The 12,740-nt window shown below is 37.5% G+C and carries 11 protein-coding genes and 1 tRNA gene; 8 read left to right on the forward strand and 4 right to left on the reverse strand.

Features of this window, described 5'->3' with window-relative positions:
- Positions 1 to 260 precede the first annotated feature (260 nt).
- From AC4QJR_RS22670 to AC4QJR_RS22685, 4 genes are all read left to right on the forward strand, one after another.
- Positions 261 to 956: an MgtC/SapB family protein gene (locus AC4QJR_RS22670; protein ID WP_375376608.1), complete on the forward strand. Its 696-nt coding sequence runs from the start codon at positions 261 to 263 to the stop codon at positions 954 to 956.
- Positions 957 to 1,034: 78 nt separating this feature from the next.
- Positions 1,035 to 1,107 (forward strand) — tRNA-Ala (locus AC4QJR_RS22675).
- A gap of 321 nt (positions 1,108 to 1,428) precedes the next feature.
- On the forward strand, positions 1,429 to 1,755 hold the full coding sequence (locus AC4QJR_RS22680; protein WP_375376607.1) for a DUF485 domain-containing protein: 327 nt from the start codon (positions 1,429 to 1,431) through the stop codon (positions 1,753 to 1,755).
- Positions 1,755 to 3,293 carry a solute symporter family protein gene (locus AC4QJR_RS22685; protein ID WP_496524244.1) on the forward strand — a complete coding sequence of 513 codons (1,539 nt, stop codon included), beginning with the start codon at positions 1,755 to 1,757 and terminating at the stop codon, positions 3,291 to 3,293. Before AC4QJR_RS22680 ends, AC4QJR_RS22685 begins: the two co-directional genes overlap by 1 nt.
- A gap of 129 nt (positions 3,294 to 3,422) precedes the next feature.
- On the opposite strand, the gene AC4QJR_RS22690 is transcribed toward AC4QJR_RS22685, so the two are convergent.
- The gene (locus tag AC4QJR_RS22690) at positions 3,423 to 4,763 is read right to left on the reverse strand and encodes a DEAD/DEAH box helicase (protein ID WP_496524245.1); all 1,341 of its coding nucleotides are present in this window, start codon (positions 4,761 to 4,763) and stop codon (positions 3,423 to 3,425) included.
- 203 nt (positions 4,764 to 4,966) lie between these two features.
- Between AC4QJR_RS22690 and AC4QJR_RS22695 the strand changes: the two genes are divergently transcribed.
- Both AC4QJR_RS22695 and AC4QJR_RS22700 read left to right on the forward strand, forming a co-directional pair.
- A complete protein-coding gene (locus AC4QJR_RS22695; RefSeq protein ID WP_496524246.1) occupies positions 4,967 to 5,542 on the forward strand; it encodes an RBBP9/YdeN family alpha/beta hydrolase in 576 nt (191 codons plus the stop codon).
- Between the two features lie 139 nt (positions 5,543 to 5,681).
- Positions 5,682 to 6,599, forward strand: a complete 918-nt coding sequence (locus AC4QJR_RS22700; protein WP_496524247.1) for a selenium metabolism-associated LysR family transcriptional regulator — start codon at positions 5,682 to 5,684, stop codon at positions 6,597 to 6,599.
- A gap of 32 nt (positions 6,600 to 6,631) precedes the next feature.
- Here AC4QJR_RS22700 and AC4QJR_RS22705 read toward each other — a convergent pair whose 3' ends face one another.
- Positions 6,632 to 7,381 (reverse strand): glucose 1-dehydrogenase, encoded by a 750-nt coding sequence (locus AC4QJR_RS22705; protein WP_496524248.1) that lies wholly within the window; start codon positions 7,379 to 7,381, stop codon positions 6,632 to 6,634.
- A gap of 146 nt (positions 7,382 to 7,527) precedes the next feature.
- On the opposite strand from AC4QJR_RS22705, the gene AC4QJR_RS22710 reads away from it, so the two are divergent.
- Together AC4QJR_RS22710 and AC4QJR_RS22715 are read left to right on the forward strand one after the other, a co-directional pair.
- Positions 7,528 to 7,671: a hypothetical protein gene (locus AC4QJR_RS22710; protein ID WP_180230054.1), complete on the forward strand. Its 144-nt coding sequence runs from the start codon at positions 7,528 to 7,530 to the stop codon at positions 7,669 to 7,671.
- Positions 7,672 to 7,759: 88 nt separating this feature from the next.
- Entirely contained in the window at positions 7,760 to 10,288 is a 2,529-nt protein-coding gene (locus AC4QJR_RS22715; protein ID WP_496524249.1) for a putative bifunctional diguanylate cyclase/phosphodiesterase, read from the forward strand.
- A gap of 11 nt (positions 10,289 to 10,299) precedes the next feature.
- Here AC4QJR_RS22715 and thrB read toward each other — a convergent pair whose 3' ends face one another.
- Positions 10,300 to 11,217, reverse strand: a complete 918-nt coding sequence (gene thrB, locus AC4QJR_RS22720) for a homoserine kinase (RefSeq protein WP_496524250.1) — start codon at positions 11,215 to 11,217, stop codon at positions 10,300 to 10,302.
- A gap of 57 nt (positions 11,218 to 11,274) precedes the next feature.
- Positions 11,275 to 12,570 (reverse strand): homoserine dehydrogenase, encoded by a 1,296-nt coding sequence (locus tag AC4QJR_RS22725; protein WP_496524251.1) that lies wholly within the window; start codon positions 12,568 to 12,570, stop codon positions 11,275 to 11,277.
- Positions 12,571 to 12,740: the final 170 nt, after the last annotated feature.

Consider the following 12,740-nt stretch of genomic DNA (forward strand, 5'->3'; position numbering starts at 1 on the left):
TTCTTTTTTCACTTGTTGACCCGCTCGATGAGGACGAGATTTAATATAACATGATAAATAAATGTTTGCAATATAATTTTTGATTTTTTTTCGAAACTGATTTCTAACTAAGTAAGGCAAACAACATTTATATGCTTCTTCCATTAGATACCTGTTTATGTGTAGAATTAAGGAAAGGTATTCTATATTTATTTTGTAATCAGTATTTTTTCAAGAATCAAAATTTCAGTCAACGACTGTATAAATGGACGTGATTTAAAATGAGTAGTGTCGATATGCAAATTTTAATTAAACTTGGTGTTTCTGCAGTGTTTGGTCTTATTATTGGTCTTGAACGTGAATTAAAAAGGAAACCGGTAGGCCTCAAAACAAGCCTAGTTATTTCTGTTGTAAGTTGTCTGTTAACGATTGTATCCATTGAATCAGCGTACATGTTTCCTGATTCAGATGATGTCAAAATAACTATGGATCCGCTTCGCTTAGCAGCACAAATAGTTTCAGGGATCGGTTTCTTAGGTGCAGGTGTAATCTTAAGACGTGGAAATGATAGTATATCTGGTTTAACAACGGCAGCAATGATCTGGGGTGCAGCAGGAATTGGAATTGCAGTCGGAGCTGGTTTTTTCATAGAAGCATTTGCTGGGGTAGCATTACTTATACTTAGTGTTGAATTTGTTCCATTTTTAATGAAAATCATTGGGCCGAAACAATTAAGGGAAAAAGAAATTATGCTGCAACTATTTATTAGGGATCAAGGTCAAATTGAAAAAGCTATTTCCTTCCTAATCGAAAAAAATTATATCGTTCGCAGGCTCAAGATTAAGGATTTAGATAATGGCGACCATCTCGTTCAAATATTAGTTGCCGTTGACTATCGTGAAAAAACAACTGATGTGTATGCCTCTGTTTCTAATTTAGAAGGTATTCAAAAAGTAGAAATTGAAAGTATAAGTTAAAAAATTTATATCCTTACTTAAATTTTCTCTTGCAAGATTATAATAATACAGATATAATTTTTCTTGTACCAAATATCTGGGGGATTAGCTCAGCTGGGAGAGCGCTTGCATGGCATGCAAGAGGTCAGGGGTTCGAGCCCCCTATTCTCCATTATTCGAAAACCTTTGCGCTGCAGAGGTTTTCTTTTTTTTCAACGGTCCATCTAATATAACCCCATCACCACAGTAAAAATGCCCACTAGTGGGTATTTTTACCTTTTTTTTAATTTCCTATTGCATATTACCTTATCACTATAATAAAATCATAAATGTAATTTAAAAATTTAGAAAAATCTGTATTTAAGGAGGGAGAATTCTCTAATTAAGTTATTCAACATGCTTCAATCTATCGTTTCCTCAGACACCGACAATCAGCATTGTCTTTATTTACCTCAATTTGAACAATAGGTTTTATTTGAGAGGAGGACCTTCCATGGAGGCCAAAAAAACTAAGACTTTTTCTGAAAGCGATTATACCTCAATTGTCCAGTCTTCATCATTTCAAACATTACTCTCCGAAAAGAAAAAGTTCATCATCCCTGTCACCATATTCTTTTTTTGTTTTTACTTTGCTTTACCTGTACTAACTTCTTATTCTACTGTGTTAAATCACAAGTTTATCGGCAGTATTACTTGGGCATGGGTTTTTGCTTTCTTACAATTTGTCATGACTTGGGCTTTATGTATGATTTATTCGAAAAAAGCAGCAAGATTCGACGAATTGGCGAATGAAGTCATTCAGGAAAAGGGGGCTAACTAATGAATACTGCTGCTTTTACAATGTTTCTTTGTATCGTTTTTGTAACATTAGTAATTACATACTACGCTTCAAAACGAACAAAGAATGCTAGTGAGTTCTATACCGCTGGCGGTGGTTTAACTGGCTGGCAAAATGGACTTGCCATTGCTGGGGATTATATGTCTGCTGCTTCGTTCCTTGGAATTGCAGGTGCAGTTGCCTTAACAGGCTTTGATGGTTTCTTTTATAGTATTGGTTTTCTCGTAGCCTATCTGGTTGTACTTTATTTAGTTGCTGAACCACTAAGAAACCTAGGAAAATATACATTTGCTGATATGATTGCTGCTCGTTTTGATGCTAAAAAGGTCCGTGGCTTCGCTGCCATGAACACGGTTACGATTTCTATTTTTTATATGATTGCACAGCTTGTTGGTGCAGGTGCACTTATTAAATTATTATTAGGCTTAGAATATACCACATCCGTATTAATCGTTGGAGTCCTTATGACCGTATACGTTATTTTTGGAGGTATGCATGCAACAAGTTGGGTACAAATTATAAAAGCTGTTCTATTAATGGGTGGTACCTTAGTTATTTCAATTATTGTTTTTGCCAAATTTAACTGGAGTATTACCGATATGTTTGCGCAAATGAAAACTGCCACGCCATTAAAGGAAACCTTCTTAAATCCAGGTGTAAAATACAAAATTGGCCTTGATACTATATCGTTAAATATGGGATTGGTTCTTGGAACAGCTGGTCTTCCACATATTCTTGTTCGTTTCTTTACGGTAAAGGATGCCAAAACTGCTCGTTCTTCGGTAGTTTATGCCACATGGATCATTGGGATTTTTTACGTTATGACCATTTTCCTTGGCTTCGGCGCCGCAGCCTTTGTTGGTAACAGTGCAATTGTATCTGCCAATCCCGCAGGAAATATGGCAGCCCCACTTTTAGCACAAGCACTTGGCGGGAATATGCTATTTGCTTTCATTTCAGCAGTTGCTTTTGCGACAATATTAGCTGTTGTGGCTGGCCTAGTATTGACAGCCGCCTCTGCATTTGCTCATGATTTCTATAACGTCATCCTGAAAAAAGGAAAAGCAACAGAGAAGCAGCAAGTTGGTATGGCCCGCTGGGCAGCGGTTGGCGTTTCAGTTATTTCTATTATTCTAGCTCTAGGGGCACAAACCCTAAATGTTGCCTTCCTAGTTTCACTCGCGTTCGCAGTCGCAGCCAGCGCCAATCTTCCGGTAATTCTCTATACTATTTACTGGAAACGCTTCAATACAATTGGTGCCATTTGGGCGATGGTAGTTGGCCTTATTTCAGCCATCGGTTTGGTGATTGTCAGCCCGAATGTGTTCAGCCCTGAAGTTGGAAAAGCCATTTTTGTTGGCGAACCATGGTTCCCATATACAACTCCTGGAATTGTTTCGATTCCACTAGGATTTATTGCAGGTTACCTTGGAACGATCTTCTCCAGTCAAAAAGCAGATGTGAAAAGATATGAAGAAGTTTTGGTTAAGTCTAATACTGGCATTAACATTGGTGGTTAAATTACAAAAACGCTAGTGCGCTGGAGCTAGACAGTAATCTTATTTGAAAAACCTATCATATATAAAAAGAATGGGACTGAATTGCGTCAGTCCCATTTTCATTATCCTTATGAATTTTTCCTAAGAAATTTATTTTTGTCCTTTTCTTCCAGCACCACTTTTTGAACGGTTACTTCCAGGCTTACTAGTATGGGACCTTCTTTCAAATCCCCCACTTCGATCTGATCTATTCTCTCTTCTTCCTGATTCGTTTCGATTTCGTGGTGTACTTGGTTTTGCTTTTCTAATTCCATGTTTCACTTTTTGAGTACTGTGCTCATTATTATCGTTTATTTTGCTCTCATTGCCCTCTTTGTTATTTCCCATATTTTGTTTTGGAATCGTGATATTTAGCTCAGCTTCAATTGTTTCAAGCATAGGTCGATCTATCGAAGTATAAAAGGTAATTGCCAGACCAGTCATCCCAGCTCTTCCTGTTCTGCCAATGCGATGGACATAGCTTTCCGTATCTTGAGGGATATCATAATTAAACACATGGGTGACCCCCTCAACATCAAGTCCTCTTGCCGCCACATCTGTCGCAACGAGCAATTGTACCTCTGCATCCCTAAACCGTTTCATTACCCGTTCTCTCTTCGCCTGTGACAAATCCCCATGTAATTCATCGCAAGAAAATCCATTTGCCTTCAGGACATCAAACAGTTTACTTACACGGCGTTTTGTCCGGCAGAAAATAACCGCTAAAAACGGACGATACGTTTCTACTAGTTGAATAAGCGTGCCTTGTTTCCCACGATCAGTCGTATGAATCGCTATTTGTTTCACCGTTTCAGCAGGTCCTTGGGTTTTTTCTATTTGAATGTATTCTGGATCTCTCATATGCTTTTTTGCTAATTTACGAATTTCAGCCGGCATGGTTGCTGAAAAAAGCATGGTTTGCCTGCTTACTGGTGTTTCTCTTATAATATCTTCCACTTCATTGAGAAACCCAATATGGAGCATTTGGTCTGCTTCATCTAAAACAAGGTAATCTATTTCTGATAAACGAATGGTTTCCCTTCTAATATGATCCAAGAGTCGCCCGGGTGTTCCTACGACTATCTGCATTCCCCTCTTTAACTTTTTTAATTGTTTATCAACATCCTGACCTCCATATACGGCTAGAACATCGATACCTGTTAGATTGGAAATTAGTTTTTCAATTTCCTCTGTTATTTGCAGGGCTAATTCTCTCGTTGGCGTTACGATCAATGCCTGGACATGCTCCGCTTCACGTTTAATTTTTTCTAATATTGGCAGGATGAATGCAAACGTTTTTCCCGTTCCTGTTTGCGCCTGTGCTATGATATCGATACCATTGATCACAAATGGAATGGCTTGTTGTTGAATCGGTGTTGGTTTAGCAATACCGTGACCACGTAATGTTTCCACGAGTGGTTCTGAAATACCTAATGATAAAAAATCTGACAAAAATACCCCTACTTTCTATTTATCCAATCAATTTATTTTGATTGTTTATCAATACAATTGCAAATATACTTTTCAGTTGTTTATCCAAAAAATTAATAAATTATGAGAGATTGATTGCCTTTTTCGTTTAAAACAACTATAATCTCAATAAAACCAACTTATTTCATCGGAATAGTAAAAATTAAAAATTAGGTGGGGATTAAATGAACCAACAAAGTTTTGTAATCATTCATGGATTAGGCGGTAGTGGAACTGATCATTGGCAAACTTGGCTGGCAAATGAATTAACTAGAAAGAATTATCATGTACAATATCCAACTTTTACAAACTTCGACTCGCCTAATAAGAGCGTTTGGCTGGAGGAATTGACTACTGCTCTGCGGATGGTCCCAGAGGAAAATAATTTAACAGTCATTACACACAGTCTAGGCTGCTTATTATGGCTTCATTATGCTTCTACTCAAAATAAACCAATTGCCAACCGGGTGATTTTAGTCGCACCGCCTTCTCCAAATCACATTCTCACTGAAGCAAAATCATTCTACCCTGTCCCTTTGGATAGAAACAACCTAAAGAAAGCAGCTGAAAATACATTATTTATCCATTCAACTAATGATCCGTATTGCAGCTGGGCAGATGTAAAAAGCTATTCAAATCTTAGCTTTCCTTCCATCACCATCCCTAATGCAGGTCACATAAATACACAGTCAGGACACGGAAAATGGCCATGGATATTAGATTTATGCCTGGCGGAGGAAAAGCATTCTCTAATTGTATAAGGTAAAAGAAGGAGTGATGAAATCTGCACTCCTTCTTTTTATTTGATTGCTAAAATTACTTCATGCACAGGAGATGATATAATGATTTCAATATTTTATCTATTTTACCAATGTGAATTATCGATTTATATATTAGGGGATGATTAAGATAGATTTACATCAGTTGTATGTTTTTACAAAGGTGGTCGAACACAAAAGCTTTTCTAAAGCAGCAGATGAAATATTTTTAAGCCAATCAACGGTTAGTTCTCATATTCAGGCATTAGAGAAAATGCTTAATATAAAGCTTTTTGATCGAGTGGGAAGAGAGAGTATTCTTACGCCGAAGGGGGAACGTTTGTATCAATGGGCCCTTAAACTCTTATTAATTAAAGACCAAGCATTGCTCGATTTAAAAGAGGGAATGACAGATCTGAAGGGGAAGATTCGGATTGCCGCCAGCTCTGTCCCAGGGCAATTTATGATTCCAGGCATGGTTAAACAATTTAGGGAACAATATCCTGAAGTAATATTCCATATCAACCAATCCTCATCAAAAATTGTTGCTGAAAAAGTGTTAAACGGCTCTGTGGATATCGGTATATTAGGTGAAAAATATGATAATGAAAAACTTCGCTTTATCCCACTTTTAAAAGAAAGATTAGTCCTAATTACATCGAACCAAAACGAAATGGTTGGTCCAGTAAATATTCGCGATATTTTAAACTATCCGTTTGTGATGCGTAATTCAAGCTCAGGAACAAATGCCCTTTTGGAACGGGTTCTTAAAAAGAATAACATTCATAAGGAGCAATTAAATATCATTGCCTATACGGAAAGCGGACAAAGCTTGATTCAGTTTGTCATCCAAGACATTGGTATTTCGATAATTTCCGAAATCGCGGCAAGAGTATATTCTTCCAACAACATGCTAAAGATGTATGCAATAAGTGGATTTGACGAAGAAAGATACTTTTATTTAGTCTATAACATTAATAAAACACAATCCCTATTATCAAAATTATTTATTGATAGTGCCGTGCATTTAGTCGACGGCAATTTGCACAAACTGGGCTGAGACTGTTCGGTCTGGAGCCCAGTTTGTTTGTTCTATTCCTCGTAAATCATTTTTTTCGTCATTCCCCCATCCACCACTAAATTTATCCCTGTGACAAAATTATTTTCACCATGGGTTAGATACAAACATGCTCGAGCAATATCACTTGGTTCACCAACACGTTTTGAGAAATGCTGTTCATGGTCGAGTTTTGTTAATTGTGATTTATCACCATTATGTATCCACCCAGGCGATATAGCATTGACGGTAATTCGATATTCACTTAAAGATGCAGCCAAAGCATGGGTAATCGCAACAATTCCTCCTTTTGAAGCAGCGTAAGCTTCCGAGTTAGGCTCTGACATAATGGCCCGTGTTGAGGCAATATTGACAATTGATCCTCCAGATTCATTCTCCCGCATATATTTAGCCACTTCTCGCGAACAGAGGAAGGCACTTCTTAGGTTTGTATGAATCACATCATCCCATTCTTCAATTGTTAATTCTAGGGGAGACTTAAATACCCCTTTGCCTGTATTATTAATTAAAACATCAATTTTTCCATACTTTTGTTTTGTTACTTCTACAAGCCGAATTATGTCTTTTTCTCTTCTAACATCTGTCTTTACAAATAGAACGTCCCCTCCGCAATTTCGCATCTCTTCCGTCGTTAAATTACCTATTTCTTCGTCAACATCTGCCAGGATGACTTTAGCACCAGCGGTGGCATATGCACTAGCAATACCTTTTCCAATCCCATTGGCAGCACCTGTTACAATGACCACTTTATTTATAAAATCCATTAGTCTCCCACCTTTTCTTCTTTTATTTGTATTTAAACATATTATACGTGCCAAACTAAGTTAAAACATGCGTGGAGATTTTTTCTATGCAAAAGAATCATTGACGAAAAAACTATTGTATTAAAACAAATTAGAGGAGGATTCCAATGCCTGAAAAGTGTTTTTATTGTACCAATGATGTTGATGAAAGACAGATGCACCATGTATCCTTTATCTCTTCAAACAAAGAAAGGGATGAAACATTGTGTGATGAATGTTATCAAGAATGGCTCGAAGGTCTGAAAGGTTAAAGGTCTTTGGAGTCGATTCTTATCAAAACAGTTATGACTCATCCTGTAATATCCTATGGGTCACAGCTTAACCTGAGGTGTTGTGTCATTGTCAATCAAAAAAAAGATGCCACTGATTTTTTGCTTGCTAGTATTTTTAATTTTAGTAACGAATAATACGATTCATTTTCTTCGTTCAAAAAATCAGCTGCTTTCAAATAACGAAAGAGAAATTGATATGATCACTAAAGAAGTGTCGTTCCAAGTTGAAAATATTAGAGAGGGCTCATTGTATGTTGAAGATATTCTTGGCAAAGACTTACGAACGGCTTCGTTGGCGATTAAGCACGCACTGCCGCCAAACTATAAGGATATTACAAATGAACAGTTAAAAAAACTGGCCCAGGAAGTAAGAGTGTCACATATAACCCTGCTAGCGCAAACAGGAAATGATATTATTGGAGTAAAATCCTCTGACCCAAAAGAAATTAATATGTCCACAAAGGGTTGGGGATATTGGTATGATGCCTTCCAGCAGCTATTTAATCTAACTCCTGTTTCTGTTGGAAAAGGTTTAATCCTTCCCCATTTTTGGTCTGGTCCGATAGAGGTTGCTTCCTCCAATCCAGATCATACCGATAAATGGGGCTATTTTTTTGATGGGACAACGAACTATATTATTAATCCATACTTTCGTGACAATGCAGTATTAGATTATGAAAGACGATTTGGTCCAGGAAAGGTAATTAAAGGTTTTACAAAAGAACGCGGGGTTTTAGAAATCACTGTTTTCAATCCCAAAAACTTTGGTAAAAAGAAAGAAATTGTCCATTTAAACGGGAATAGTTATATTCGGATATCCGCCCAACAAGTATGGTATGGCTCATATAAGTACCGTAACGAAAAAGTTGATGCCTCCTATATTAAACGGGCGATAAATTCAAAACGAGTACTATCCTACAAGGATGATATTCAGGGCAGAAATTTGATGAAAACCTTCGTTCCTGTTTATTCCACACCAGAACCATTTGTCATTGGACTTGCTTATGATTATGGACTCATTAGGAAAGAACTCACACATGAACTAATGGTCCATGTTCTTCTCTCCTTTATCGTTATGATGATTGTCTTTATTATCAGTTTAATTTTCTCCCGCTCCATTACTCAGCCAATTGGGTATATTGTTGAACAGGTTAATGATATTGCACAGGGTAACTTTGGAAATATAATGCATCTAAACAGAAAAGATGAATTAGGTTTGCTCACAGAAAATGTGAATGCCTTATCGAAAGACCTGCAGAATTACGTAAATGATTTAAACAAAAGTAAAGAGCTCATTGAATATCAGGCATATCACGACCCATTAACTGGTTTGCTTAACCGGAGATATTTGCAAGAAAAGTTACAATCATTTTTCCAACAGGCAAATCAAACTAGTGAAACCGTATCAGTTTTATTCATCGATATGGACCGTTTTAAACATGTGAATGACTCTTTTGGACATAACAAAGGGGATGAAATACTGAAAATCATTGCTGAACGGATTAACGCAAGTTTATCCAGTAATAATGCGATTATTACCCGGCAAGGCGGCGATGAATTTATTATTTTGTTATTAAGTCATAGTCTTAAGGAAACAAAGTCCGCAGCAGTAAAAATCGTCAATAATCTAAAAAAGGGATATCTTTTAGATGGAAACGAGATTTATCTCAGTGCCAGCTGCGGTATTAGTTTGTTCCCGGAACATACGGACAATATGGACACACTGATCGTTTATGCAGACCTTGCGATGTACTCAGCTAAAAAGCTGGGGGGAAACAAAGCCATCGTTTATTCGGAAAAATTAATTCAATCGAATATCGAAAGACCAAAACTAGAAGCACGGTTACGGAGGGCAATCGAAAGTGGAAGTGTGGAAGTTTACTATCAACCGAAGGTTAATGTTGAATTAGGGGTAATTTTTGGAGCGGAAGCCCTCATAAGATGGAAAGATGAAGAATTAGGTTACGTCTCTCCCGATTTGTTTATACCGATTGCTGAAGATACAGGATTAATCCATCCCTTATGGGAATATGTCATGAAGGAGGCGTGTCAACAGGTTAGTAAGTGGAACGAAACACGTTCGCTCCCCCTGTCTGTTTCAGTAAATTTTTCAGCTCGGCAATTTCAAGAACCTTGCAATATGGTAAATCAGGTCAAAGGAATTCTAGCTGTAAGTCAATTAGAGCCAAGCAATTTTGAAATAGAAATTACGGAAAGTATTCTTTTAAATAATTCTTCTGAAATTGTCGAATCATTAAAAAGCCTTCAGAAGATGGGGATTAGGATTTCCATTGATGATTTTGGAACAGGTTATTCTTCCTTGAACTATTTAAAGAATTTACCGATTAATATCTTAAAAATTGATAAATCATTCATACAAGATATCCATGAAGATTACGCTAATTCAGAGATACCTGAAGCGATTATTAATCTTGCACGCAGTCTCCATCTTCATGTAATCGCTGAAGGGGTAGAAAAAGAGTATCAAAAAGAATTCCTATTATCGAAAGATTGCATATATATGCAGGGTTACTTATTCAGTAAGCCTTTAAATAAGCAAGAATTTGAGCATTTTCTTCAAAAAAATTCAAAATAAAAGTGGAGAGATTATTTCACAAATCTCTCCACTGGGCTAACACTGCTTCCACTATAATCAATCGTCAGGATTTTTGTAGACATCCTTGAAAACTCACTTTTCAAGCCACGTTCGACAACCTTCCCTTTCCCTTTCTCTGTAAAACATAGAACAGTTGGTCCTGCACCACTTAATGCCACACCGAACGCACCAAGTTCTTTAGCCATTTCTTCTATTTCCTGATAAGCGCGAATAAGTGGTTTACGGTATGGATGATGAAAAAGGTCTTGGCTCATCATTTTCCCTGCTAATCCCCAGTTTTGAGTTAAGAGAGCTGCAACCAATAGATTAGCCGTTGAAGAGGCTTGGATTGCACATTCACGAGATAATTCTGCAGGGAGTACCCCGCGGGAATCCTTCGTTAAGAGAATTTCATCTGGAATGACAGCAACCATCTCAAAAGAAATGTTAGAGATGCTGAGCATGTCTACTTCGTTATCCTGATAAGAGCCAATAAATAATCCGCCGAACAGGGATGCACCCACGTTGTCAGGATGTCCTTCCACTTCTGTCGCAATAAGCAATTTTTCTTGCTGAGTTAAACCGATATTTCCTACTGAATCAGCAAGTTCAATCCCTGCAATTATGGCTGCGGCACTTGAACCCAAACCACGAGCCAACGGAATATCACTGGCCACTTTGATTTGACATGGCTGTAAATTGACTCCGTATTTACTAGCAGTTTTAATGGCAATTTGCAGGATAAAATTGGTCTCATCCGTTGGGAAGTCCTTCAATTCATCACTAACTGATTGAATGTTCCACTTGTCACTTTTCTCGACTTCTAATGTTAAATACAAATCAACTGCAAGGCCCATTGAATCGAAACCTGGACCTAGATTAGCTGTACTAGCTGGTACTTTAATTATAAAACGATCATTTAGGGTCACCCATGGACAACTCCTCGACTATGTTGTGTGACTGCTTTTATGCTAATTCTGTCCCTCTTACAACGTTTTTCTCACCACTCGATAAGCACTTTTAATTTCCTTAACCGCATGGAGATCATTCAATTCTAATAATATTTTATCATAATTGGATAATGATGCTTTGTGAGTGACAAGCACAATTTCTGATGTTTCATTTTTCTTAACAGGAAGCTGTAAGATTTTTTCAAAACTAACGCCATATTTTGCAAAAATGGTGGTGATGTCAGCGAAAACACCCACTTCATCTTGCACATGGATTCTTAAAAAGTATTTAGAGTATTTTTCATTATTATCTTTCAATTGCTTTGGATATTGTGGCGTCACCGCACTTCTTCCATTTACCCCTAGCCTCAGGTTTTTTATTACCGCAACTAAGTCTGAAACGATGGCCGTTGCTGTTGGCAAACTTCCGGCACCAGGGCCATAAAACATAGTCTCGCCTACCGACTCACCGTAGACATAAACGGCATTATACTCATTTTGAACAGATGCCAGCGGATGATTATTGGAAAGGAAAGTTGGTGCGACACTAACCTCAACCTTCTCCCCTTCACGATGAGCATAACCTATTAGTTTCATGGTATATCCCAATTGTTTCCCATAGCGCAAATCTTCATCGGTAACTTTGGAAATCCCTGAAACTTGGACATCTTCTAAATCAATATGCATAGAAAAGCCCAATGTAGCTAGGATCGTCATTTTACGAGCAGCGTCTAGTCCTTCTACATCTGAGGTCGGATCGGCTTCAGCAAAACCAAGCTCTTGTGCCTCCTTAAGGACCTCTTCATAGGTACGGCCTTCTTCACTCATTTTAGTTAGTATATAATTGGTTGTTCCATTTACAATTCCCATAAGTTGTTTAATTCGGTCAGAGGCAAGTCCATCGACTAATCCTCTTAGAATTGGAATTCCCCCTGCCACACTTGCTTCATAAAACAAATCACAGCCGTATTCAGAAGCAACTGTTAACAGTTCAGAGCCGTGTAAAGCCATTAAATCCTTATTAGCAGTGACAACATGCTTGCCTTGTCTTAGTGCAGTAATTAAATAATCTTTGGTATCCTGAAGCCCGCCCATTACCTCGATCACAACATCTATTTCATCATCAAAAAGGATTTCATCTGCATTTGAGGTTAATAGCTTAGTATCTACTTCTACGGGTCTGTTTTTATGTATATCCTTAACAAGGACCTTTTTAATAACAACCGGGCACCCCACTTGGTGGATCAATTTATCTTGATTTTTTTTGATAATTTTCACTACACCACAACCAACAGTACCTAAACCTAATAACCCAATCGTGATTGCCTTCATGTGTTTTCCCCTCCTACAAATGTCCTCGTGTGACGCACATTTGTTTTTGTATTGTAGACATTATATTATTCTCTGAATTTTTTTACAATAGATTTGTTTCTAGCACTCCGTTGTGTAAACGCTTACCACCGCGTCATAAAAGGATAACATTTTTTGAACAAAATTTTTCA

It is taken from the genome of Neobacillus sp. BP17, assembly GCF_059579525.1.

Excerpts from the sequence above, each read along its gene's own strand:
- AC4QJR_RS22670 (WP_375376608.1), top strand. The coding sequence starts at position 261 with ATGAGTAGTGTCGATATGCAAATTTTAATTAAACTTGGTGTTTCTGCA.
- AC4QJR_RS22680 (WP_375376607.1), top strand. The coding sequence starts at position 1,429 with ATGGAGGCCAAAAAAACTAAGACTTTTTCTGAAAGCGATTATACCTCA.
- AC4QJR_RS22685 (WP_496524244.1), top strand. The coding sequence starts at position 1,755 with ATGAATACTGCTGCTTTTACAATGTTTCTTTGTATCGTTTTTGTAACA.
- AC4QJR_RS22695 (WP_496524246.1), top strand. The coding sequence starts at position 4,967 with ATGAACCAACAAAGTTTTGTAATCATTCATGGATTAGGCGGTAGTGGA.
- AC4QJR_RS22700 (WP_496524247.1), top strand. The coding sequence starts at position 5,682 with ATGATTAAGATAGATTTACATCAGTTGTATGTTTTTACAAAGGTGGTC.
- AC4QJR_RS22705 (WP_496524248.1), bottom strand. The coding sequence starts at position 7,381 with ATGGATTTTATAAATAAAGTGGTCATTGTAACAGGTGCTGCCAATGGG.
- AC4QJR_RS22710 (WP_180230054.1), top strand. The coding sequence starts at position 7,528 with ATGCCTGAAAAGTGTTTTTATTGTACCAATGATGTTGATGAAAGACAG.
- AC4QJR_RS22725 (WP_496524251.1), bottom strand. The coding sequence starts at position 12,570 with ATGAAGGCAATCACGATTGGGTTATTAGGTTTAGGTACTGTTGGTTGT.